We start from the raw sequence: 24,248 nt of genomic DNA, 5'->3' as shown, positions 1-24,248 counted from the left end.
GTGGCAACCAATCAGTTAGTCGCTCCGTTATCATTATATAGTTATCGCAGCCTCATTATTCAAGCTCATTACGGGAATCAGAAACCATCCAAAAAAACAGCAATGCCGGAAATTAAAGAAGACATATTAGCTACCCTTGCTTATTTTGATATATTCGACTATCCGCTGAGTAGCGTTGAGATCTATTCTTTTCTCAGGAACGGATATGATCAGTATAATTTTGATCAGACTTTAGTAATGCTGATTGTCCAGGGAGCTGTTTACCAGTTTGATCAGTGGTATTCGTTGAAAAATGATTACTCGCTGGTGCCCCGCCGGCAAAAGGGAAATGAAAAAGCAGCAGAATTAATTGATGTGGGTAAAAAGGTGAGTGATTTTTTAATTCAGTTTCCTTATGTACGCGGAATTGCAATTTCAGGATCACTGTCAAAAAATTATGCAGATGAAAAATCCGATATTGATCTTTTTATCATTACTGCCAGGAACAGGCTCTGGATTGCACGTACACTCATGCACATCTTCAAAAAATTAACCTTTCTGGTTAACAAGCAGGATTACTTCTGCATGAATTACTATATTGATGAGCAGCAGCTGGAGATCCTGGAGAAAACTACTTATACGGCTATAGAAATCGTTACCCTGATAACCCTGCATGGAGCTCCGGCATTTGAACAGTTCGGGGCTGCCAATACATGGACAGCAGATTATTTGCCAAATAAGACTATCGATCTTTCACAAGCAAAAGCTGTTAAAAACTCCCTGTTAAAAACACTCTTTGAAAAAGCCTTTAACAATGCTGCCGGTAATGCTATTGATAACGCCCTGATGAAAATTACGGCTGGCAGATGGCGTAAAAAAACAGCACTGAAAAAGTTGAATGCTAAAGGCTCGGTAATGGGAATGGATGCGAATAAACATTACGCAAAACCTGATCCCAAAAATTTCCAGCATAAGCTGTTGAAGCAATATGATCATAAAGTAGCTGATCTTTTGCAGGACCCCAAAAGCAGTTTAGCGCATTAGCTTATTTTTTTACGAAGGAGATGATATAATAATCCCCAATTGAATTAAAGGGCCAGCTGTATCTTAATTTCTCTTCAGTCTTTTTGAGTGTTTTGTATACGGCGGGATGTTTCTCAGCAAAACCTTCTATATAAGAAGGAGGTACAATCGTACACAGGCCTTCTACAGACAAAAGATCAAATGAAACTTTCATTTTGTTGATTACATAGGATGGATTATAATACCAGCAATTAAAATAGGTGCCTTCTAAATGTGCTTTACGGCCATTCTTGCTAAAGAATCTTCTAAAGGCGGTTTTAAACTTTCCTTTGAATACCAATAAAACCTCCCATAAACAAAATTGTGGTAAAATAACCAGGGTAACTACCCCATTTTGTTTTAACAAAGAGGGGAAAGATGCCAATACCTTATCGAGATCGCCAGTGCAGTTTAAACCTGCAAAATTTGAAAATATATGGGCATAGGGACCCTTATTTTTTAACTGGTGGAGCTGGGTATAGGAGCACATTTCATTGCTGATCAGGTGTTCCATTTTATTGTCTTCAACTTTTTTCCTTAATTGGCCCTGCATGCCCTGTGAAATATCTGTAGCATGTACCCGGTGTCCTTTTTTAGCAAAAAATAAGGCGTCGTCACCCGTTCCGCTGTTGAGTTCGAGTATCGATCCGGATTCATTTAAATATTTCAGCACATGTGCCCTTACCCGTTCCCGTTTATAACTTACAATCGTATTGCCCGCATAAATTTCATCAAAAATCAGAGACTGCTTACTAAAGGCTTCTGCAGCATACTGTTCTTTAGTTGTTCCTATCATGCTTTTTCCAGTCGGTTAAGTTTGAGTTTTTCAATAAATGTTGCCGGCGTATAATATAAAACCGACGCTGCCTTTTTTAAGCTTTTGAAATTAGCTTTAAAAGGGTTTTTGATCAATTTTAACAAACTGTTCTTTGCCAGGTGCTGATGGTAATTTCTGTGGACATATTTTGGCAGCTGTTTATAATAGGATGCAGGATAGGTGTTGTTAAATAATAAGGCCATTTCATCCGAGTCTGTCCAGTTGGTTTTGTATTTCAAATCGGCCTTAACCCTCTCATAAAATACCGTTCCCGGCAGGGGATAAGAGATAGAAATACCGATTTCAAAAGGCAGTAGTTCATTGATCATCCGGATGGTGAGCTGAATATCTTCTTTATGTTCTCCCGGATAACCGAATTGTATGAAGAAACAGGGATGGATGTGATGCTTTTTCATCAGCATAGTAGCCAGATGAATTTGTGCTATCGTGGTGCCTTTGTCCATGGCATCAAGGATCTTTTGAGAGCCGCTTTCAGCGCCTATCCATACGTTGTCACAGCCGGCTAAAGCCAGGGCTTCCACTACTTCTTCTTCTGCAAGCAGATCGGCTCTTGATTGTATTTTAAAGCGGATACTCAGGTTGTTTGCCAGCAGTAATGCAGAGAGATCGGCAATCCATCCCGGTTTTAAACCAAAGATATCATCACTAAACCAGATATGGTCTATCTGATAATTATCCTTTAGCAGTTTGACTTCTTCTATTACGTTCTCCGGACTTCTTGAATTGTAGCGGTTACCATAAATAGGTTTGGCGCACCAGTTGCATTTAAAAGGACAGCCCCGGGTGGTATTCATATTGATGGAAAAATAACCTGAACTTTCCATCCAGGTGTCCCTGTAGCGGTCTATATTAACCAGGTCCCATGCAGGAAGAGGGAAACTGTCAAGATCTTTTAATACAGATCTGGGTGGGGTTTTAACAATCTTACCGTCCGCAACATAAGCCAACCCTTTTACAACCGAGTAATCCTGCTGATCATCCTGAAGATAGTTTGCCAGTTCCAGCAGGGTATGTTCTGCTTCGCCGATGATAACGAAATCTGCACCTTCATTCAGGTATGCTGCATATCGGTCCGTGGAATCAGAACTGGCAACAATTACCTTACATCCTGCTGCTTTTGCCAGCTTGCACATGCTGAAGGCAGCTTCACGCATATTGGTAAGGCACATTTTGGTGAGGTAATTGAAACCATCATCATAAATTACAAAAATATCAGGCTCAGCCTGACGAATAGAAGGAATCACTTCATCAGCATTTGCTGAAAACATAGTGTCAAATAAAGATACCTGGTAACCATTTTCCCGTAAGAATGAAGCTGCATAAAGCGTTCCCAATGGTGGGTAGGGTTGCCCTAATGCCCACTGTTTAGGATCAAACCTTGAAAAGTAAGAGTGTGTAAACAGGATATTCTTCATTTTATATTTTTATAAGATGTTTTTTATTCATTAGGTAAGCTTTGCAAGTGGCGATAAATTCAAAGTACATACACACTTTGCGCAGGTGCTGTTGGTATGGGTATTGAGGCCTTTACGAAAACTGATTGCTTCGGGACTGTTTAACAACTGGTCTAAGGAAGCATCCCGGATATTACCGATGGCCTCATGAAAAAAACAAGGGCGCACACTTCCGTCTGCTTCAATTACCGTTGATACCCAGGGGGCATTACATTTTTTAAAGGGAAATTCATTTAAGCCATAAAAAGCAGCATAATACTGGTAGATATCCTGTATTTTTTTTGGTGATTCTGCCATAAACCCATTACTGAATTGATGTTGGTTAACTTCCAGTAAGGCCGTCACCACGGCTTGAAGCTCCGGTAGCTGCTGTTCTGAAATCAGGATCTCATTTTGCTTGGGTTCACTCCATGACTGCTGACGGTTAAATGCATGACTGCTTACATCTGCAGGCAGGAAACTCACCTCATCTATGCCCATTTCGGCGGCAGCATCAATAATAGCCTGCCACTGCCTGAAATTAATCTGGTGGATAACAGTCCTGGCGGTGATCCTGTAGCTGGGCTGTAAGGATTTAATGTGTTTTACACCTTCCCTAAGCTTTTTAAATGCATTGGGTATATTTCTGATCGCATCGTGTAATAACTCATCACCATCCAGTGAAACGATCAGATCGTCTACCCACTCCAGCAGTTGATCGGCGTTATTTTTAATAGAAAGCCCCGTAGTGAGCAGACTGATTTTTATATTTTCCTTTTTAAGGATCTGGCAAAGCCTGAAAAAGTTAGTGTTCAGTAACGCTTCGCCACCAGACATCACTACCTGCTGTGTGCCGAATTTTTTTAACGCGGTCATTAATTCGCTCACATCCTGTTCACTTAACTGCTTCAGATTTTTGTTATCTTTCCATATATCACACATCACACAGCGGCAATTACAGGCGCTGTGGGGCATTAAGATAACTACAGGTAATGCAGAGATAACATGGGTTTGTAAAGTCCTGTAGCGTTGATAGGTGTGATATAGTGATTTGACCGGCATAATACGATGGATAATGAAAACCTTTTAAAATCCCTGTGTTTCAGGCTGCCTGTACTTCCATACTTTTTGCAGCAGCTTTATTTCATAGGGGTACTGATATAAATTCGTTTTGTAACGAAGGGTAGAAGCAAACCTGATCAATACCTTTTTTAAATTGCTTAAGCGGATATCGGTAACTGTGGGATAAACACCATTCAGCACGGTTTCAAAATTTCTGATCTTATCAATCATTTCGGGCGTTAACCAGGGTGTAAGCGGGTTTTTACGCAGATCGAAATTTTCCCAGGCAGGGCTTATCCAGTCTTCCAGTGTTTGAGGGAAACTAAACCCGCTTTCTATAACCTGTTTATATAACTCAGATCCTTCTGTAGGCACGGGGCTATACGTATAAATAATGATTTCTGTTTTAGGATTAATTGCTTTAACCTGCTTGATGAAATCTATTTCAAAATCAATTTGTGCCTGTACCTTTTCGGGAGTGGGTGCAGGCGTACCCAATACAAAGGAATATTCAGGGATAATATTAAATTTCTTCAATCTTTCTGCAAATTCAAGGATCTGCTTACCGGTTTGTGTTCCTCCCTTATCCATTTGTTCTAAAATGGCATCATTTCCGCTTTCTGCACCAAAAAATATAATTTTACATCCCGCTGCACGAATGGCTGCCAGTGAGGAATCTTTAAATTTACTCATGGTATCTATGCGCGCCATTCCCCACCAGGTCATGTTCTCATCCTTAATCAGATTGGAGAAATCTACTGCCCGTTTCTCTGAAACAAAGAAATTATTATCATGAAATTCTATAGAATCAGCTCCCCATTTATCTTTGATATATTTTACATCATTATAAACTGTTTGAGCCGATTTAGCTTTCCATCTTGCCTCGTAAATAGGCACAACCGCACAAAATGAACAGGTAAAAGGACATCCGATACTGGAATGATAGGCTAAGGTTTTCTCCCCCAGGTATGTTTTTCCCAGGAATTTGGGAATATTGTAAAATTCATTTAGTTTGTCATAAGGAAGTGCAGGGAGTGAATCCTGGTCGATCAAATCTTCTTTGGCCGTTTTAAAGATCTTTCCATCATGAGCTTTGTAAATCAGGTTTTTGATGAACTCAAACGGCTGATCATTTTCCAGTGCATCAATAAGCCGTGGGAAAGCATGATCTCCGGGCCCGTTAATGATAAAATCAACATATCCTGAATACAATACAGAATCGGAGTGATTTGAAGGGAAATAACCTCCCCATATCATTTTGGTAAATGGAAACTTTTCTTTGACCGCTTTTGATGCGAGAATAGCCTGTCTCAATTGAGGGCCAGGCATAACGGTAAATCCAAGGTATTTAAATTCACCCGTTTTTAAGTAGGATTCCAATTTAGCTATTGGGTCTGCTTCACAATTTCCATCCACAATTACCCATTCATATTTTCCTTCAATGGAAGCCGCAATATTTAAGATAGAGTTAGGGATGCGGTATTTATTGATAGCGCTCTTTGGATTAAATAACAAAATCTTACTCATTGTATATGATTTGATTAATACCGGTTTTATAATTTATTACTGTTACGTGCTGCCGGATAAGGGGGTTGCCTCTAAGTAGAAATAAACAGGCAGGCAACCATTACAGATCGGGTGCCGTATTTAGAACATGCTGCCAACGCTTTAAATCTTACCGTTATGTTCAAAACATTAAAAAACATCATCAGTAAAAGTGCTTTTTTTGCCGCTCCCACTTTAAAAGGATCGGAAGAAGCTTATGACCTTTGGTCACAGAATTATGATGCACAGCCGGGAAACCTCATGCTTGATATGGATGAAGAGATCTTTTCCAGACTGCTGCGCGGGATTAATCTGAAAAATAAGCGGGTTGCGGATATTGGTTGCGGTACCGGCAGGCACTGGGCGAAGATCTTTCAAAGAGATCCCCTCACCCTGACAGGATTTGATGTTTCAGCAGGCATGCTTAACCGTTTACAGGAAAAGTTCCCTAAAGCCTACATCAGTAAAATAACAGATAATTTATTTAGTACTACCGCTGATGCTGCGTATGATGTAATTCTTTCAACGCTCACCGTGGCGCATATCGAAAATATAGAAGAAGCTTTGCAGTCCTGGTCGAGGATATTAAAAAAGAACGGTGAAATTATTATCACTGATTTTCACCCTGATGCGCTGGCATTTGGCGGGAAAAGAACATTCGAACACCGGAAAAAACAGATAGAAGTACAAAATTACGTGCATTATATCCATGATATTGAAGGTATACTGCTTAAAAACAATTTTCACATCGTGAAGAGGGAAGAAAAGATTGTAGACGAATGGGTAAGGCATTATTACGTTTCAAAAAATGCACTGCCTGTATATGAAAAGTTTAAAAATTCAAGGATCATCTATGGTATACATTTAAAACGTGGATAAGCATGATCTTATATAACCTGGTCTTAGCAGGCGATAACCGGGCAGTAAATATTAAAGTTGATGATGGCAAGATAACTGGTTTTCCTGAAGAGGCCCTGCCAGATCAGCTGCAGCTTAGCTTTACAGACGCACTGGTTTTCCCTGGTTTGATTAATTCCCATGATCACCTGGATTTTAATCTATTTCCCCAGCTGGGAGATAAGTTTTATAGTAATTATACAGAATGGGGCCGGTATATTCATAAAAACTATAAAGACGAGATCAATGCGGTATTAAAAGTTCCTATCGCCTTAAGAGAGCAATGGGGGATTATTAAAAATTTAATCTGCGGCGTTACGATGGTAGTAAACCATGGTGAAAATGTAAAGATCAAAGAAAGATTGATTGGTATTCATGAACAATATTACTTCCTGCATTCGGTGCAATTCGAGAAAAAATGGAAACGAAAGCTCAATCATCCTTTAAGGATCAAGCATCCGGTAGTGATCCATGTTGGAGAAGGTACTAACAGGGCGGCGCAGGACGAAATTGACCGGCTGATCCGCTGGAACCTGCTGCGCAAAACACTGATCGGCATACATGCTGTGGCGATGTCTGCCGCACAGGCCAAAAGGTTCAAAGCCATAATATGGTGCCCGGAATCGAACCACTTTCTATTGAACAGAATAGCACCGGTTAATCAATTTAAAGCAGTTGCAAAAATCCTGTTTGGAACAGATTCTACCCTTACAGGTAACTGGGATATCTGGAAGCATATCCGTTTAGCCCGGAAAACAAATATATTGACCGATACTGAACTGTTTGAAACGCTCAATCGAAATCCTGCGGCTATCTGGGGAACACAAAATGGAGAAATTACACCTGGAAAGGATGCTGATCTGGTAGTTGCCCGAATAAAAAATAACCAAAATGGTATGGAATCTTTTTTTGCAGTTGAACCAAAGGATATACTACTTGTGCTTCATCAGGGAAATATCAGGCTCTTTGATGCGTTATTGTATAAGCAGTTGATGCATCTTGATCTGTCTGGATTCAGTATGATCCACATTGAAGGGGTTAGCAAATATGTGCAGGGTGATATACCGGAATTAATAAAGAATATAAAACAATATTATCCTGATGCTGGTTTTCCTGTTGATGTTAATTAACTATGAGAATTTCTGATAAAATAAGATCAAAGTTATCTCGTGAAGCCCGCTATCTGGGAAGAGAGCTAGGTTATGCCTTGAAATTCAAAGAATCTTTTTATCGAAAAGCAAGGGGAAGCAGGATTATGATCTATCATGGGATCACTATAACCGATCATACACGCTTTAATCCCATTTTTCTAAGGTTAAAAACTTTCGAGTCGCAGCTTAAGCTGTATAAAAAGTATTGTAATGTCATTTCGCTGGATGACTTTTATAACCAGCGTTTCAGTCAGGACAAATTTAATATCTGCCTTACTTTTGACGATGGCTTTGCCAATAATTATAAGTACGTACTGCCATTACTTGAAAAATATCAACTGCCGGCTACATTTTTCGTTACTGCTATCCGCGACGCAGGTTATGATATATTATGGAATGATTTTTTAGGTATCGCCAGTAAATACGGGCCTGAAATCCTGCACTATAATGATGAATATTACCATAAAGATCGTTTTCAAAGATATATATCTGCAGGTAATAAAATCCTTCTGGGTGAAAAGCTGCGTTCGGCGGGGTTTGAAGAAAAGGAAGAAATGATGAAACAGCTTTATCCCCTGGTACCTTTTCGGGAAACCGGTATAAATGAAGATTACTGGTTGCAAATGACTGTTGAACAAATCAGGGAATTATCCGATTCTCCATTTGCAAGCATTGGCGCACATAGCTGTTATCACAATGATCTGGCAAGGATAAGCATTGAAGACGCCATCAAGGAAATGGTAAAATCAAAACGATTTCTGGAATCTGTTACCGGGAAACCCGTAAATAGTTTTGCTTTTCCATATGGTACTTATACAAGGGAAGTAGTAGAAGAAGCTAAAAAGGCAGGTTATACCCAGCTTTTGGCAATGGATTTTAATTTTGCCGGCGACCTCGTAGATCCGGCAATGCGGGAACGTTTTACGGTGAACCCTTTTATATCGCCAATTAATCAGCTTCATGCTACCATCACACGTAAGTATGAAAAATATAGTTGACGCTGTTACTTATCATGAGGAAAGGTTAAGCGCAGAAAACATCGGTGACCTAATTACTTTACATGCTGCAGTTTACCGAAGAATATTACCACTGGATTTTTTTCAGAGAAAATATGATACTGCCTATACCGGGGTGAGCTATATAGGTTTTATTGCTTATAACGACCGGCAGCCTATAGCCTTTTATGGTGTTATTCCCTGTTTAATGAGCTGTAATAAGCGGGTTACGCTGTCAGCACAGTCGGCCGACACCATGACACACCCTGATTACCGAAAAAAGGGATTGTTTGTAAAGCTGGCAGAGCAGACCTTCGAATTGTGCCGTGAGACAGGTATCCACATTATCTTTGGTTTCCCCAACCAAAATTCATTGCCTGGTTTTGTTCAGCAGTTAAACTGGCAGATCAATGAAACTATGGATTGTTTTATTATTCCAGTAAAGACTATTCCTTTAGAAAGAATTTCGGTTAAATTTCCTGTTTTAAAAGCCTGGTATTCGGGATATCAGCAGAGGGTGCTCAAAAAATATGCAACGCACCAGCAGGCTGATATCAGTTCGGTATTATCGGATGGATACGATGGATTATTAAGGAATACTCGTTACCTGGATTATAAAAAATATACAAATACACAGTTGATTGTTATTTGCGGTGCTGTCTTTTGGATAAAAATCAATAACGGACTGCTGATTGGTGATGCTAATGTCAGGGCAGATAACTTTGCTCAGGCAATGCCCGCGCTGATTAAACTGGCAGGCAGGCTGGGTTTAAAACAAATACAATTTCATACCAGCTCAGGAACCAAACTGCATACATTATTTGCTGCGCGTTATCCGTCAATTCCCTCATTTCCTGTTATCGTCAAAATTCTCGGGGGCAGCTTACCGGTTGATCAAATCAAATTTACCTTTGCCGATATCGATATTTTTTAAAGGAATTTACACCAGGATAGGAGCTCTTTGCTTCCTTTTCTGATGGAGGTATAGTAGATAATGAATATGGTATAGGTGGCCTGAAGATTTTTTTACAACACATTTGTTGATCACTTCGCCAAAAAGCAGCATATGACTTCCCAAATTAATTGTTTTATCTATCCTGATTTCTTTATAACTATCTGCCCACTCCGGGAGATAAAAACCCAGTTTTTCTGTAGGAAATACCTTAAAAGGCAATAAGCCTACCGGTGGAGGGCCAGCGCTATGGTGTGACCCCAGTTGATAGATCGTCTCTTTATGATTAAAGGGGATCTCGGCCACCACTATTTTTTTTGTGGTTATAATTTTTGAAAGCGCTGTGTTTGTGTGTCTTAACCCAAATACATATTTATTGGACTGACTAATATCACCTAATAGATCCATAGGGAAAATATTATAATACTCATCTTCTTTAAAGGAGACTAGCCTTACTCTTCTTGGATAACTGTAGGCGGCAACTAAAGCCTTTAAGTTTGCAAAGGAAAATCGGGGCTTTTTGTAATACTTATAAAAAAGTAACTGTGTTTTGATCGCGTTGATATGGTAAATACTACTTTTTTTGAGTTTTAAGAGGAGTAATGATCCATCTTTTTCATCCAGCAGATCCATATATTCCAGAGTCACCTCGGCCAGCGGCTCTTTTATTTGATGACTGTCTCCATTCGCTGAAGAATCCGTAAAATACATTTTGTATGTCTGGTTTGGGCCGGCATGTATAACACTTTGCTCCGGGTTTATCCAAATCCCAAAAACGATGGGATTAAGACAAAGCAGCCACTGACTTTCAGAAATATCAAGCCGTGTTTCATCAATTTGGAGAAACACTTTTTCATTGATCTCTTTATCAATGGTTATCGTTGCATACTCCCTGATATCTGCATCTCCGAATAAAAACTCCCTGAGTATACGGCTCATTTCCTGGTAAAATGAAAAAGGGTGAACTCAAATAAATTTTCCTGACTGTGACATTCAAACCAGGGGGCGGCAGCTTTGATCACTTTCTTTTTGGAGTAAAGATGTACAATTTGCTGATAGTGGTTATGCTGGATATGTATGATTTCAGTTTTACCTGAAAGAGATCTCGATAATTCCTTTAATTTCCAGCGCCATGTTTTTTTATACCTGTTATTTAACATCAGGGCCAGTACATGTCCGCCGGGTTTGATTAATTGTGCCAGGTTTTTGAATAACAATTCAATATCTGCAATGCAATTGATCACTGCGAAATCAGAAAGTATAGCATCAACTTTTCTAGTAAAAGGCGGTATGATATGCCAGTTGCTAAAATCAATCTGAGGATTATCTAAAAAGGTGATGTTACTTTTTAATGGATGTTGGACATATTGATCGATTGCTTTTTTTCTCATTCCTTCGGATGGTTCACAAAATACAACCTGATATTGATGATCGATCAGCCAATATAAATCGCGTCCGGTTCCTCCTCCAAAATCAAGAACATAACCTGGCTTAACCAGGTCAATGAATTTTTCTTTAACCCTTTTTCTAACCGTTTCATTTGAAGTTTCTTCATCTAAAATCTGATCATACTTAATGGATATTTCATTATAAAAATCAATATTTTTAAGACTGGTTTCCTGTATTTCTTCCATTATTTAAATAAACATGATGAACTGTTTTTATACCTTAAAAATACGAAATAAAACCCGTTTTTCTGTATATTTATAAGCATTGTTACATCGTAATAATGAAACTTATTTTTCCGGTAAATAATTGAATATGAGTTTCTTTATGATTATTCAATTGATGATTTTATGCTATGGTCTTTTTATTCCTTTTATGAATTTTGTTTTTGTCAGTTATAATTATTCGCCCGAATTTTCTTCCCCCGAAAGCTGGCTAAAAAGAATTGAAGGGTACAGCGGCGTCTATGAATATTTAGCCAAAATTGCTAGGGTTCATGATGTAAAACAAATTGATTATGAAGGCGATTATATCCATCAAAATATCCACTATCATTTTGTGAAATTTGATCGGCAAAAAAAACACTTCTCCCTGCAGTTAAACCGTTTTGTTAAAGAGCTGATTCCTGATATTGTAGTTGTTCATGGACTACACCTGCCACTGCAATTGATTCAATTGCGACTGATCTTACCAAAAAAAACAAAGATTATGGTGCAGCACCATGCCGAAAAACCATTACCGGGAATTAAAAAATATGCACAAAGGATTGCTGACATTGGGGTAGATGCTTATTTATTTGCTTCTCACGGGCTTGGTGACGACTGGGTGAAAAAAGGAAATTTGTCTTCTTCAGAAAAGATACATGAGGTAATGGAAGTTTCTTCAATTTTTTATCCTGTGGAAAGAAGCAGCGCCAGGTTAAAAACAGGAGTTAAAGGTCAACCTGTTTTTTTGTGGGTAGGAAGACTAAATGAAAATAAAGACCCTCTTAATATAGTCAGCACATTTTTAAAATTCGCAGCTGTTGAACGGGAGGCGAAATTATATATGATCTATCACACTGACGAATTATTGTCTTCCATCAAAGAACTGCTGAAAGAACACCCAAGCCGTGGAGCTGTCATTTTGGTTGGGCAAATTCCTCATAGCGATTTACTGTATTGGTTTAATAGCGCCGATTTTATTCTTTCCGGTTCATTTTATGAAGGCAGCGGAACCGCAATTTGCGAAGCGATGTCCTGCAGATGTGTTCCCATTGTAACAGACATTTCTTCTTTTCAAATGATTACCGATCATGGAAAATGCGGTATTTTATATGAGGCCGGGAGTGAAACTGCATTGCTGGCCGCATTAATGCAAACCAGGGAAATGGATATAGAAGAAAAGCAGCGGTTGTGCCTGGCTTATTTTAAATCAACACTTTCCTTTGAGGCTATTGCCAGGCAGATTTATGAAATTGCCGGCTCATTATAATCAAATAGGCCGATCATCTTTTTCGCATTATCTTGTATGGTATAGGGCAATACAGGCTGGCGGGAAATAATGGGCTGCGCTAAAAGCTGTTTTAACAATTGCAGCATTTCATATTTATCAGCAGCAATGTGCCAGTTTGTTATGGCTGTATCCATTGGTTTGACAAAACTAACTACATCTGCACCAGCGTAAAGGGCTTCCAGGCAAACTGCACCAAAGCCCTCATAATCCGATGGATGCAGAAATATCCTTGACTTTTGCATATAAGTCAATACTTCCTGGTGGGTTAATCTTCCAAGTAGTACCACATTGTCATCCAATTTCATCAATTCGATCAACGCTTGCAATTCTTCCCTTTCAGGACCATCCCCGCAAATGGCAGCTTTAATTTCCGGATGAAATTCTTTCAGGGCACTGATCATGGTAATAAAAATACGGTACTGCTTAAGCGGGATCAATGAACCAGCACCTAAAATATCGATATTCCTCCTTTCATTGATTTGCTTAAATAAAGAAGTATTTATTCCTACCGGAACAATGTGCGCTGGTACAATGCCGTAGTTTTTACTGAATTCCCGGACAATAAAATCAGACAGGGCGATTAAAGATTCCCCTTCGGGATTGATTTTACGAAAGTATTTGTTACCTGCCTTTGCATCTTGCCCTAAGATCCAGCTGTAATGTTTTAAATGGTACTTTTTAGTAAAAAGATTACCCAGATAGGCACATTTTCCAAACCAGAAGCTTAACAAACCAATTATTTGCTCTTCTCTTCTTAATTTCCTTAGGGTTGCCAGAATTCTTACATTCATAAATAACCGATAAAGCCGGCCCTTATTTTTTCCGCCAAAAGAGATCACCCTGACACCATGCCAATCATATTTGGCTGAAAAGAACGGATATTGAAAAGTTAAAACAATAATATTGAGCTCCGGATAAACTTCTTTTAATGCCTTTACGAATATTTGCTGCGGTGGAAGACAGGTACTATCAGCTTCATTTTCCGGGAAACCCGGACTAAGGATAACCAGCGTTTTACGTTTATTAGTCTCCATTTAACAAGATTGTTTGGTTACAATAAGAAAGGCTGGCTTTGTGATGAGTGATCATGATGATCATTTTGCCTTTTTCAGCCAGTAATTTCAATGAAGTAAGAATTTCTTTTTCGGATTTTTCATCCATTTCGCTAAAAGGTTCATCTAAGATCAGTAAATCAAAATCATGATATATTGCTCTCGCCAGCATGATGCGCTGTCGTTGTCCACCGCTTATATTTTTTCCATTTTCTGTAATCAGGTGGTTGTCCCCATCCGGACATTGAGCGGACATCCTGTCGATTCCTGCAAATGAAAGGGCATCCGCTAAGCGTTCAGTATCATAACCGGCATCCGAAAAAGTGATGTTTTTCAGGATAGAATCATTGATCAGAAAAGGCTGCTGCTTAACATAGGAGATTCTTTGCCAGTAATGCTGCCGCTCAAAGCAGGTGGTGCTTTGGTGATTAAAAAAGATCTCTCCGTTATCCGGTGTCAGGAAACCCAGGATAAGGTTAATAATCGTAGTTTTTCCCTGGCCCGAATTGCCTGAGATGCCCACGAAATCTCCGGGCTGCAGATCGAAACTAAAATCCTTAAGTATGGATTGCTGTTTATATTTAAATCCGGTCTGCTGAAATTTTATGGATTGTATCTGCTCTGCTGACTGGTTAAAAACTTTGCCGGTTTTATCTTCAGGTAACAGATCATTTAAAATGAAGCTATACGTTTTGATTTGCCCGGTACTGTTTAAGATCTTGACAATGCCTGGAATAACTTTATAGGAAGCGGCCATAAAAATTCCTATCGTCAGTAAATCAACAAAAGGAGTATGCATAGACCATTTATTAATGGCTATCAGAATAAAGAAACCAAGGACGGCAAAAACTTCTATCAACCTTGAAGGCAGGCTTTGCAGACTTTGCTGGGTAGCAATATTTTTATTCAGCTGTTCCTGGTAGCGATCATAACGGTCCACAAAAAAGTCGTTTTTACCATAAATATTGCTTTCTATATATCCCGAAAGTGATTCCTGTAAATGCTGTATAGATTTCTCTCCTGTTATTTTTGTATGGGCACGGATGTGCTTCATTTTTTTTCTAATGAAATAAGCCAGGGCAATTACTGGGGGCGATAACAATAAGAACAGCAATAGAAACAGGGACGGATGATAGCAAAAAATTCCTATAATGGTACAGCAGATCAGGATGCCCTGGGAAACGACCGATTGTACATTCGTTAATATGTAATTACTGAATTCGATAGGCTGCTGGCTTATTTTACGAATCCGGACAGAAGAATCGATAGCTACAAAATTGATATAGTCGTCATTTAAATAACGTAGAATATTTTGCCTGGATAATCGTGAAGAAACCTCGTAAAAGAAAGAACTCTGAGCTGAAGTAAGGAGATAACCCATCCAGTTTTTTAAGCTGAACAGTAAGAAAAAGAGCCCTGGAAGAAGTAAAGGATTTCCACTGCTAAAAAGCTGTAGCAGCCGGGAATTACTGGTATTGTTGTTCTTTGTGTAAAAGTTAATCAGCAGTAATAAAAACCCTAAAAAAGCAATATCTAAAATGCCGATAATCAAATCAAAAATGGTCAGGATGGCCATTTTTATTTTCTCTTTTCGACCTAATATCTGAGCGATTTTTTTGACCATAATTATACTTATGGTACGGCTAAAGATGTTATCTAGTTGCCTTGTACTACGAATTAATTCAATATTTGATACGATCAGCCAGAATTATTCATTTTGAGCCAGCAGATTTCATGGTTTTAGGATGATCCAGTAAAAGCCCTGCTGATGGGTAAGTTTATTCCATAAAGTATGGGGGCTAAACATGATTTTGTGCTTAAAAGAGTAAATCTCATTGAATAGATGATGAAAATAATTTCCACTCATTAAGGGCAAACCTAAAGCATTAAAATATGCAACGCACCTCTCTTTGGCTATTTGCAATTCATCTTCTTTATAAAAATTGGTGTCTAAAATATGGAGGTAGCCATTAGGATTTAATAAGGCAAATGCATTTTCAATGACCTCTTTAAATATGGGGAAGTATTGTAAAGAGGCTGCAAAAATAATCACATCAAACTTTGGCTGATCTTTAAACAGTTGTTCGCTAAAATTGCCGGTGATAAACCTTAAATTACTTTTTTTAAATACCCTTTGTGCCTGTTCTGTTTCAATGTTATTGGGTTCAAGTCCAGTCACTTTTACATTTTCGATCTTTGCAAGTTTGGCCGACAGCCAGCCATTGCCAGACCCGACTTCTAAAATATTTAAAGGTTTCCTTTGCTTTTGTAAGTGATTAACCAGGCGGTCTGATGACTGTGTTCTGATCTTCCACTCTTTTTCATTTGGATGTTCTGGTTTAATGTAAGGGAGTAAAGCCACTTGTTCATCCGTATATGTTCTTCCCTCTTTATTTCGCAAAACGGTATACATGTCCTCGAATGTCTCCCCTGCAACTAATAGTGTATGTTGTGAAACAGAGGCATGGCTGGTCTTCATATGATGGTTAATTAAATACCTTAATGCTCCTTATACGTCTCAACATTGGCTATCGTTGCCAGCGAACCATTCTTTGCTAAGAATAAATTAAATTTTTTGTTGCGCTTTTATGGCCAGGTACCTGTTGACTACGCTTACTGTTAAGTTTTCAGGGCTGGTAAGGATACTTAATATACCATGTTTTGCCAGTTCTTTTACCATTGATTTTTTCTCATAGGCAAATTTCTCAGCTATAGTTTTAATGTAAATCCCTTCTACATCCTTTGCAGGGTTTTCACTGATTGATTTTACCGCTGTGTTTTCAAAGAACACAACCAGTAAAAGGTGGAATTTTGCAATGTGTTTCAGGGATGGCAATTGCCTGTTGAGTGCGGATACAGTTTCAAAATTGGTGAAAAATATGATCAGGCTACGCTGTTTTAAAACCCTCCGGATGGTGATGTGCAGGGCTTCCATATTTGCTTCCAGGTACCTCGTCTTCTCCAGGTATAACACCTCCATGATTTTACCCAGATGTGCAGGCCTGCGGTCTGCCGGGATAATGTTCCCTACCTTTTCTCCGATGGTGATCAGCCCTGCTTTATCTTCTTTGATTAAAGCCACATTCAGCAATACAAGACTCGCATTAATGGCATAATCCAGTAAGCTGAGGCCTTCAAAAGGCATTTTCATAGCCCTGGATTTATCAATGACACAATATACATGCTGTGCCCGCTCATCGGTATAAGAATTTACCATCAGATCGCCTTTGCGGGCTGTGGCTTTCCAGTTGATGGTCCGGTAGTCATCACCCTTTACATAATTTTTTACCTGGTCAAATTCAAGGCTATGGCCAATACGTCTTATTTTTTTGATGCCTATCTCTGTTAACCTGTTGGATGCTGCCATCAATTCGTATTTGCGTAATTGCAGAAAGGATGGATAAACAGGAATAGTGATGTCGGTGCCGAAGTTAAACCTCCTGCTGATTAACCTTAATGGGGATTCTGCATATAAACGAACCTTACCGAATAAGTATTCCCCTCTTTTTGTCGGGCGCAGTGAATAGGTTATCATTTTATGTTCACCCGGTTTTAAATCACTTTTAAACCAGAGGTCTCTTTTTTGAAACTGAAAAGGTATTTCATCGATAATGCCAAGCCGGATACTAAAAGAATAGAAGTTCTCTATATAAATACTAATCTGGTTATCATCACCATTGCTTAATCTTTCAGGGAGTTCCCTGCGTAAAAAAACAGTGCGTTCAGCTTTGTATAAAAGTAAAAGGTCAACGATGAATAAGATAACCAATACCCAAAAACAGATATAAGGTAAGTCGCCCAGCCAGGGAAGGAAGAAGGCAAACAGGAACAGCGTTACACAGAGGCCTATCCCGGCAAAAAGTCTTTTGCCCAGAAAAAGGTCCTGGTAATATTTTTTGAAGAGGGATTTCAATAGCGTAGTTTTTACCTTGGTATCTCTATTTTTTGTATGATCTGGGCGATGATATCGGCAGCGGTCAGACCTTCCATTTCTTTATCAGGTGTAAGCATAATTCTATGGGCGAGCACCGGTACAGCTACTTTGATAATATCTTCGGGTGTTACAAAGTCACGTCCTTCCATAGCAGCAATAGCTTTGGCACTATTGATCAGTGCTAAGGATGCACGTGGGGAGGCACCTAAATAAATAGATTTATTGATCCTGGTTTCATGAACAATCTTAGCTGCATATTCAATCAGTTTTGAATCCACATGGAGTGCTTTTATCAATGCACGGCAGGATATAATCTGTGTGATACCGAGCACAGCTTCTATTTTTTGCAATTCAGTTTCCACTTTGTGCTGATGCTGGTTGAACAGGATTTCCACTTCTTCTTCCAGTGTTGGATAACCAATCTCAATTTTAAAGAGAAAACGATCTAATTGTGCTTCCGGTAACCTGTAGGTTCCTTCATGTTCTATCGGATTTTGAGTAGCCAATACCATAAAAGGCTCATCCAATAGGTAAGTATGCCCATCTATAGTGATCTGCCGTTCTTCCATTACTTCAAATAGGGCCGACTGTGTCTTTGCGGGGGCGCGATTGATTTCATCAATCAATATAATATGTCCGAAAATCGGGCCTTTTCTATATTCAAAAGAAGCAGTCCTGGGATCAAACACCGATGTGCCCAGAACATCTGACGGCATCAGATCGGGCGTGAACTGTATACGTGAAAAAGAGGCATCAATACTTTTTGCCACCAGTTTAGCAGCTAAGGTTTTGGCTACTCCGGGCACGCCTTCCAATAAGATGTGCCCATCGGCCAGCAGTCCGGCGATTAAAAAGTTTATCGTCTCTTTCTGTCCTACAATGATCTTGCCCAGAGTCTGCCTGATTCGTTCTACTGCAGTATTCAGCTCGGTCAGATCCGTTCTTTGATTAAATATTTCAGGTTCCATAATTTATTGGGCTTGTATATAAAAATTCTCCATGAGTTTATTCAGATTGATGAGCTGCTGGTCACTCACTTTTTTTAAAGGGCTTATCCCATTGATGGCGTCCAGTAATTGACGGATATTTTCTTCGGGTACCCCGGATTTTACGGTTAAAGCCGTCACCAGTTCTTCATCTATTGTGGTTGTTTTCAACCGGTAGGTGGTACGGATATATTCAAGGAAATAGCTGATCTTCTTTTGGGAAATATCCCTATTATCGCGCTGCTGATAATATACCTTGCCTACTACCTGTATAAAATCTGCCGACGAATTGTTTAAGGGTGCTACAACAGGGATAATTCGCTGTCTGCGTTTCATCTCATAGAATACAAAGATTAGCAGGCCTCCTATAGCTAATTCATAGGCCCACCGTAATGGGGCATGTGCAAAAATTACCCTGAAAAGAGAGCTGCCTTCTATGCCTCCTTTGGTATTGTTTTCGTCCCAGATCAGGTTATCCGCATTCGGTAAATAGGAGAGTGCCCGGGTTGCATAGGCTGCACCATGTGGGGTCAGCAGGCTGTAATTGGTTAACAGCTGTGGATTGGGTAAGATGTATAAAGCACCTTTGCCAAAAGTGTATTTTACAAAATTGACCTGCCCATCGGCGTTTTTCCCTAGTATGGTTGCCCTTAAGGTATCGATTTTACCAAAATGCTGGTCGCTGATCCCTTTGTCAAAAATGTAATCACCATGGTTCTGAAGTGCCGGGTTTACAAAACTGACAGGAATACTTTTCTTTTCCGCAAAAGTAAGTACCGTTTTGATCCGGAGCTTTAGCTTGTCATTCAGTAAATCCCCGATATCGGTAGCCGCGATAAATACATGGTTACCTCGTTTCATAAAAGAAATTAGTTCCCGGTAGTCCAGTGCGTCAAATTTCAGGTCTCCTCCTATAAAGAGATAGTTTGTATGACTCAGGTTTTTTCCTCTTAAAGTATTATAAACCGGTAACCTCGATGTTTTTATACTGGTGCCCGGAAACAGGGTTCCCATTTCCTGTTGCAGCAGGTAAAGCCCAAAAGGGATTTTATCTTCCCTTAAATAAGTCGGCGTCCAGTCGGTAGGTTTAGGCTTGTAATATTGTGCAATCAGGTAAAGGACCATCACCACGGCACTGCCTATCAGATATAAGCGGAGCCCCTTCATGATGTTTCCTGGTTAAATAGGTCAAAGCTGGTCTTTATCCTGTTAAAATTTTCTTCATCAAGGGAAAAATCACCATACCAGATATATTCAAACTGGATAGTCAGCAGTTTAAACCGCTGTCTCTGCTGAAGATTTTCCAGCTCATTGATATAGGTCTGATTGGTTTTTTCCGGCTGCCAGCTGATAAGTTGTTTATCGTTAAGTTTTTTTAGGGAACTCAGGTAAAACAGCCTTACCGCAAGCCGGTAGTTTCCTGCGCTTATAGCCTGCTTCAATTCTTCATTGAAGTTGATCTCATTGATGTTGTCCAGAGATTCACTGTAAGGAATGGCAATAGGTTTGGATTTACCGGTAAAAATCCGGAGGTCAATACCTGTCATTTTAAACGCTGCAAAAACAATGAACACAATTATTGCTGCAAGGATCAGGTATCCCAGGATGGCGCCGGACTGTTTGTTTTTAAACAGATGATCAATCAGGTTCCAGAAACCCATCCAGAACCTTTCCCACCAGGTTAAACCCGGAGCGGTATCCTGATAAATAAACGCGGTCTGTTTCCGGTAGCCGGCTATCTTTTGCAGGTCAAAATTCCTTATCGAGATTTTAGCAGTATCATATTTAAGGACAGTTTCTTTTTGGGTGGCTGCCCGGGTTATGTTAACAGGGAGAGCCACAGCAAATATGCCCTGGAAAAGAATTGCCAAAAGAAACCGGTACATATTAATAAGCTTCGTTGCTATTAAAATTTTCCTTTGTTTCACCCAGATGGTTAATGCGCTCCATTAATCCCACGTTCTCCCGGCGTTCCACTAAATTGAAGTAAATGAATGAAACACAAACAATAGGGATGATCATAAATACCTGACAGATAGACTGGCTAATGGAAGAAACAATGATCACGGTATTGCTTAGCGTATGAGACGAAGAGGCGAATACCCCAAATAAAGTTAAAGCCATGGCGGGTAGAGAGGCGATAGATGAACAGGCACTAGTGATGATCCAGATGATCAGTAACGTTCCGGCGGTACTCCACCACTGATCTTTCAATAATTTAAATGCACGGCCAAAAGAATGGCTAAGGCTGCCATTTTCCATGATCATCACAGGAAAGAAAATAGACAGCGCCGGGAATACATAAATTCCTGGCAGGATTAAACAGACAAAACATAGGCCCGCGAATATGGAGATCACCACAAAGCTTCCCATTGCACGAAAGAAAAAATATTTAAAATAAGCCCATACTTCTTCTACGGTCGGGGCTATATTTCCTTTTTCTACATACAGGCTGATAAAACACAGGATAGAAAGGTTCATGGCGGTGAAACTTGCTAAACCAAAAACGAAAGAAAAGAAATATTCCACTATCATTAATGGGTTTAACAACCTGAAATTAGGAAACCGTCCAGGTGCCCCCGTAATCTTCTGAAGGTTGATCTGTTGATTGATACCTATGATCATGCTGGCCAGGATGAAAAATCCACACAGGTAAATGAATACCTTGAGCAAAGGTTTGAAATTCTGTTTTAAAAACAGGAAAGTGTCGTTAATAATTTCCCCGAAATCTCTGATTTTCTTGAATTCTATTTTGTTAAGCATTATTTATAAGTTTTTGATTGCGTTTTGAAAGTCTTATCGGGTATAAGATCACATACCAGATAATGAAAAGGAGGGAACTGCTTAAAATACTTAAGCTAAGCCATAAGGGCATTTGGGTATGACGGGTAACAAAACCTTCCAGTAGTGCAGCGACCAGTAAGATCGGTACAATACCCAGGGCCATCTTTGTGCCGTCTTTTGCACTGTTTTTAAAAGCCTGCAGACGGGTATATGTTTTCGGGAAGAGTAATCCGTGACCAAGCACTAAGCCTGCGGCACCGGCAATAATGATAGCCGATATCTCTAAAGTTCCATGAATCCAGATGACCAGTATAGATTCCAGTCCCAGGCCCCTGCTGAAAAAGTAATATTCAAATGAACCCAGCATGACGCCGTTTTTTAACATAAAAACAATAGGGCCTACAGAAAAAAAGAGGCCGCTGACAAAGGTGATCATGGCTACATAAATATTATTGGCCGCAATCATCACAAACATTTCCATTTCTCCATGCTGTTTATATACACCAAAAGGATTTCCTTTAGCAATATTGTCGTTGGTCATATTGACATAACTATCGCCAAGTACAAGCCTTAAAAAAGAGGCATCATATTTTGCAGAAAGTACGCCTATAGCCGTGGAGATTAAAAAAAATAACAAAGCGTAAAGCAGCTGTTTACGATAGATATGGAAGAGCTCCGGCAATTCAAATTTCCAGAAATTGACAAAGCGGTTTGAATCTTCTTTTTTGTTTTTATAAATTGACTGGTGCAGCGTAGAAGCCAGTCCGTTTAAGTAAGCGGTAGTATTGGATTTGGGATAGAAAGTTTTGGCGTAAGAGAGATCGTTGGTAATCTCAATAAACCGGTCTGAAAGGTCGTCAGGGTTTGTGGTATGCAATTCTTCATAGGCTTTCCATTTTACGGAATTCTGCTTAACGAACAATGCCTCCCTCATAAAATTGACTACTATTTTTTTATGTAAAGTATGAACAAAAATCAATTTCTACAACAGTAATTTCAATATCAGTATTATATTTGATTTTTATGGAAACAATAAAGGTAAGTACCAGTCAGCATGTAGATATCGATTATCCCGTTGCCGGTTTAGGAGAGAGAATAGCAGCAAGATTAATTGACCTGGGTGTTTTTTTAGGGCTGTTTTTTTTGTTTCTGATGGTAGGCGCATTGCTGTCAATCAGCAACAACAAAACGGCAATGTACGTGGAGGGGATCATTTTTGCAGTGGGTTATGTATTTTATAACTTGCTGTGCGAGATTTTTATGAATGGTCAGTGCATTGGAAAAAGATCCATGAAGATCAAAGTGATTAGCCTGGATGGCAGCCCTGCCACAATGGGACAGTATTTTATCCGCTGGTTATTCAGACTGGTTGATTTTGTGCTAACTTTTCAGGTTGGAGGAATGATCTGTATTGTGCTGTCTGAGAACAAGCAGCGGATTGGAGATATCGTAGCAGGCACTGCGGTGATTAAAACTGTTCCGCGCACTGATTTCGGACATATTGTTTTTATTCCTGCTGAAGATGGTTATACCACTGTTTTTGCACAAGCAGGCCAGTTGAATGATAGTGATATTGAATTGATCCATGAAGTAATTACTGTTTATTACCAAACGGGCAGTGCCGAATTGTTATATACGATGTCAGTTAAAATCGCCGGCAAATTAGGTGTCCGGCCGCCGGAAGAAGAACAGCGACTGGATTTTCTATCCACTGTGATTAAAGATTATAACCACGTTACTTCTGCCGCAGATTAGATGTGGTTGTGATAAACTTCATCAGGACTTCATCATTTGTTAATCACAATTAAATACATTGGGTTCTATTATCAACTAAATATAGATTATGCCCGTAAATTATGGTGTTCTAAGAGGGAAGGTGATCAATTCGATCCCTTATAAGAGTGGTGCTGACCACTTTCAGATTGAAGTTCAGGCTGATCAGCTCTATCGTATAGCTGTAGATGTTTACTCTCAGTTTGCAGGTGAAAAGAAAAATTATGCACATGACGGGAATACTATGCTGGATACCGACCGTATGGTGATGTTTTATAAAGACGAAAACTTTACTCATCCCCTTACCGATAAAATATTGCAGGTGAGTACAGGATTTACGGCCAAAAAGGCAATGGATCAGGCCATTTGCCTCGATTACTTAAGAACCAGCCCCGCTCTTTTTCCAATTGGTTCAATGAAAATTGTAACGCCTAAAAGTGCCCTTGGGCCTGGTGATGATCTAAACGATGATATTGGTCCCTGGGTACAGAAAGCAACCAATAATCCAGATGCAGAAGTATTTGCTTTTGGGTCAGGATGGGATGATAATGCGGCTGGTGGCCACCCGGATACCCAGCATTATTTTAATCCCAATCCTTCTCTGGGTATACACGATATTCATATGAACCAGGGTGACTCCGGACAGGAAGAAAAATATAATGGTATTCATCAGGATGGTGCACTGTTTTTTCACTTCAGGAATGCCAATCAATGGGTAGCGCTATTTTTTCGTTTCCAGGTGCAGGAGATTAAAACTGATAATAACGGTAATCCGATTGAATAGCAGATGGTAGTTTCACATTTAGCTCCTAAACATGAAGCCTGTAAAGATCACATCTTATACAGGCTTCATATGATAAACCGC

At 39.5% G+C, this 24,248-nt stretch carries 23 protein-coding genes; 8 read left to right on the top strand and 15 right to left on the bottom strand.

What is annotated here, in order from left to right; all coding sequences use genetic code 11:
* Nucleotides 1-102 precede the first annotated feature (102 nt).
* Entirely contained in the window at nt 103-1,023 is a 921-nt protein-coding gene (locus GSQ84_RS10645) for a nucleotidyltransferase domain-containing protein (RefSeq protein ID WP_158797190.1), read from the top strand.
* A gap of 1 nt (nt 1,024) precedes the next feature.
* Here GSQ84_RS10645 and GSQ84_RS10640 read toward each other — a convergent pair whose 3' ends face one another.
* From GSQ84_RS10640 to GSQ84_RS10625, 4 genes are read right to left on the bottom strand one after another with little or no spacing between them, the layout of a single operon-like run.
* Entirely contained in the window at nt 1,025-1,837 is an 813-nt protein-coding gene (locus tag GSQ84_RS10640) for a bifunctional 2-polyprenyl-6-hydroxyphenol methylase/3-demethylubiquinol 3-O-methyltransferase UbiG (RefSeq protein ID WP_158797189.1), read from the bottom strand.
* Nucleotides 1,834-3,294, bottom strand: coding sequence for a B12-binding domain-containing radical SAM protein (locus tag GSQ84_RS10635; protein ID WP_158797188.1), 1,461 nt, complete (start codon nt 3,292-3,294; stop codon nt 1,834-1,836). Before GSQ84_RS10635 ends, GSQ84_RS10640 begins: the two co-directional genes overlap by 4 nt.
* Before the next feature lie 30 nt (nt 3,295-3,324).
* A complete protein-coding gene (locus tag GSQ84_RS10630) occupies nt 3,325-4,374 on the bottom strand; it encodes a radical SAM protein (RefSeq protein ID WP_158797187.1) in 1,050 nt (349 codons plus the stop codon).
* A 24-nt stretch (nt 4,375-4,398) separates the two neighbouring features.
* The gene (locus GSQ84_RS10625; protein ID WP_158797186.1) at nt 4,399-5,901 is read right to left on the bottom strand and encodes a radical SAM protein; all 1,503 of its coding nucleotides are present in this window, start codon (nt 5,899-5,901) and stop codon (nt 4,399-4,401) included.
* 156 nt (nt 5,902-6,057) lie between these two features.
* Between GSQ84_RS10625 and GSQ84_RS10620 the strand changes: the two genes are divergently transcribed.
* Genes GSQ84_RS10620 through GSQ84_RS10605 form a run of 4 tightly spaced genes read left to right on the top strand, consistent with a single transcriptional unit; the run spans nt 6,058 to nt 9,896 of the window.
* Entirely contained in the window at nt 6,058-6,798 is a 741-nt protein-coding gene (locus GSQ84_RS10620; protein ID WP_158797185.1) for a class I SAM-dependent methyltransferase, read from the top strand.
* A gap of 2 nt (nt 6,799-6,800) precedes the next feature.
* Complete coding sequence (locus tag GSQ84_RS10615; protein ID WP_158797184.1) at nt 6,801-7,946, top strand: amidohydrolase family protein; 1,146 nt, start codon at nt 6,801-6,803, stop codon at nt 7,944-7,946.
* Between the two features lie 2 nt (nt 7,947-7,948).
* Nucleotides 7,949-8,965, top strand: coding sequence for a polysaccharide deacetylase family protein (locus GSQ84_RS10610; protein WP_158797183.1), 1,017 nt, complete (start codon nt 7,949-7,951; stop codon nt 8,963-8,965).
* A complete protein-coding gene (locus GSQ84_RS10605) occupies nt 8,949-9,896 on the top strand; it encodes a GNAT family N-acetyltransferase (RefSeq protein ID WP_158797182.1) in 948 nt (315 codons plus the stop codon). The genes GSQ84_RS10610 and GSQ84_RS10605 overlap by 17 nt, the downstream gene beginning before the upstream one ends.
* A 6-nt stretch (nt 9,897-9,902) precedes the next feature.
* Here GSQ84_RS10605 and GSQ84_RS10600 read toward each other — a convergent pair whose 3' ends face one another.
* Both GSQ84_RS10600 and GSQ84_RS10595 read right to left on the bottom strand, forming a co-directional pair.
* Nucleotides 9,903-10,853 (bottom strand): hypothetical protein, encoded by a 951-nt coding sequence (locus GSQ84_RS10600; RefSeq protein ID WP_158797181.1) that lies wholly within the window; start codon nt 10,851-10,853, stop codon nt 9,903-9,905.
* On the bottom strand, nt 10,850-11,548 hold the full coding sequence (locus tag GSQ84_RS10595; protein WP_158797180.1) for a bifunctional 2-polyprenyl-6-hydroxyphenol methylase/3-demethylubiquinol 3-O-methyltransferase UbiG: 699 nt from the start codon (nt 11,546-11,548) through the stop codon (nt 10,850-10,852). Before GSQ84_RS10595 ends, GSQ84_RS10600 begins: the two co-directional genes overlap by 4 nt.
* A gap of 187 nt (nt 11,549-11,735) precedes the next feature.
* On the opposite strand from GSQ84_RS10595, the gene GSQ84_RS10590 reads away from it, so the two are divergent.
* Nucleotides 11,736-12,833 carry a glycosyltransferase family 4 protein gene (locus GSQ84_RS10590; RefSeq protein ID WP_158797179.1) on the top strand — a complete coding sequence of 366 codons (1,098 nt, stop codon included), beginning with the start codon at nt 11,736-11,738 and terminating at the stop codon, nt 12,831-12,833.
* Here GSQ84_RS10590 and GSQ84_RS10585 read toward each other — a convergent pair.
* The 9 genes from GSQ84_RS10585 to GSQ84_RS10545 all read right to left on the bottom strand — a co-directional run bounded on the left by GSQ84_RS10585 (nt 12,809) and on the right by GSQ84_RS10545 (nt 22,544).
* Nucleotides 12,809-13,888: a glycosyltransferase gene (locus GSQ84_RS10585; RefSeq protein ID WP_158797178.1), complete on the bottom strand. Its 1,080-nt coding sequence runs from the start codon at nt 13,886-13,888 to the stop codon at nt 12,809-12,811. The genes GSQ84_RS10590 and GSQ84_RS10585 overlap by 25 nt on opposite strands.
* Nucleotides 13,878-15,530 (bottom strand): ABC transporter ATP-binding protein, encoded by a 1,653-nt coding sequence (locus tag GSQ84_RS10580; protein WP_158797177.1) that lies wholly within the window; start codon nt 15,528-15,530, stop codon nt 13,878-13,880. The genes GSQ84_RS10585 and GSQ84_RS10580 overlap by 11 nt, the downstream gene beginning before the upstream one ends.
* 108 nt (nt 15,531-15,638) lie before the next feature.
* Nucleotides 15,639-16,385 carry a bifunctional 2-polyprenyl-6-hydroxyphenol methylase/3-demethylubiquinol 3-O-methyltransferase UbiG gene (locus GSQ84_RS10575; RefSeq protein WP_158797176.1) on the bottom strand — a complete coding sequence of 249 codons (747 nt, stop codon included), beginning with the start codon at nt 16,383-16,385 and terminating at the stop codon, nt 15,639-15,641.
* Nucleotides 16,386-16,472: 87 nt separating this feature from the next.
* Entirely contained in the window at nt 16,473-17,819 is a 1,347-nt protein-coding gene (locus GSQ84_RS10570) for a DUF58 domain-containing protein (protein WP_158797175.1), read from the bottom strand.
* Nucleotides 17,820-17,830: 11 nt separating this feature from the next.
* Nucleotides 17,831-18,808 (bottom strand): MoxR family ATPase, encoded by a 978-nt coding sequence (locus GSQ84_RS10565; RefSeq protein ID WP_158797174.1) that lies wholly within the window; start codon nt 18,806-18,808, stop codon nt 17,831-17,833.
* A 3-nt stretch (nt 18,809-18,811) separates the two neighbouring features.
* A complete protein-coding gene (locus tag GSQ84_RS10560; protein ID WP_158797173.1) occupies nt 18,812-19,993 on the bottom strand; it encodes a DUF4350 domain-containing protein in 1,182 nt (393 codons plus the stop codon).
* Nucleotides 19,990-20,712 carry a DUF4129 domain-containing protein gene (locus tag GSQ84_RS10555; protein ID WP_158797172.1) on the bottom strand — a complete coding sequence of 241 codons (723 nt, stop codon included), beginning with the start codon at nt 20,710-20,712 and terminating at the stop codon, nt 19,990-19,992. The genes GSQ84_RS10560 and GSQ84_RS10555 overlap by 4 nt, the downstream gene beginning before the upstream one ends.
* Before the next feature lies 1 nt (nt 20,713).
* Nucleotides 20,714-21,589 carry a hypothetical protein gene (locus tag GSQ84_RS10550; protein ID WP_158797171.1) on the bottom strand — a complete coding sequence of 292 codons (876 nt, stop codon included), beginning with the start codon at nt 21,587-21,589 and terminating at the stop codon, nt 20,714-20,716.
* Entirely contained in the window at nt 21,582-22,544 is a 963-nt protein-coding gene (locus GSQ84_RS10545; RefSeq protein WP_158797170.1) for a stage II sporulation protein M, read from the bottom strand. The genes GSQ84_RS10550 and GSQ84_RS10545 overlap by 8 nt, the downstream gene beginning before the upstream one ends.
* 89 nt (nt 22,545-22,633) lie before the next feature.
* On the opposite strand from GSQ84_RS10545, the gene GSQ84_RS10540 reads away from it, so the two are divergent.
* Both GSQ84_RS10540 and GSQ84_RS10535 read left to right on the top strand, forming a co-directional pair.
* Nucleotides 22,634-23,365: an RDD family protein gene (locus GSQ84_RS10540; protein ID WP_158797169.1), complete on the top strand. Its 732-nt coding sequence runs from the start codon at nt 22,634-22,636 to the stop codon at nt 23,363-23,365.
* 88 nt (nt 23,366-23,453) lie between these two features.
* Nucleotides 23,454-24,167, top strand: coding sequence for a DUF2278 family protein (locus tag GSQ84_RS10535; RefSeq protein ID WP_158797168.1), 714 nt, complete (start codon nt 23,454-23,456; stop codon nt 24,165-24,167).
* Nucleotides 24,168-24,248 lie beyond the last annotated feature (81 nt).

Origin of the sequence: Pedobacter sp. L105 (assembly GCF_009765875.1) — a bacterium.
Taxonomy (GTDB): Bacteria; Bacteroidota; Bacteroidia; order Sphingobacteriales; family Sphingobacteriaceae; genus Pedobacter.
The sequence above is the reverse complement of the archived record's forward strand: the minus strand, read 5'-3'. Positions and strand labels throughout refer to the sequence as shown.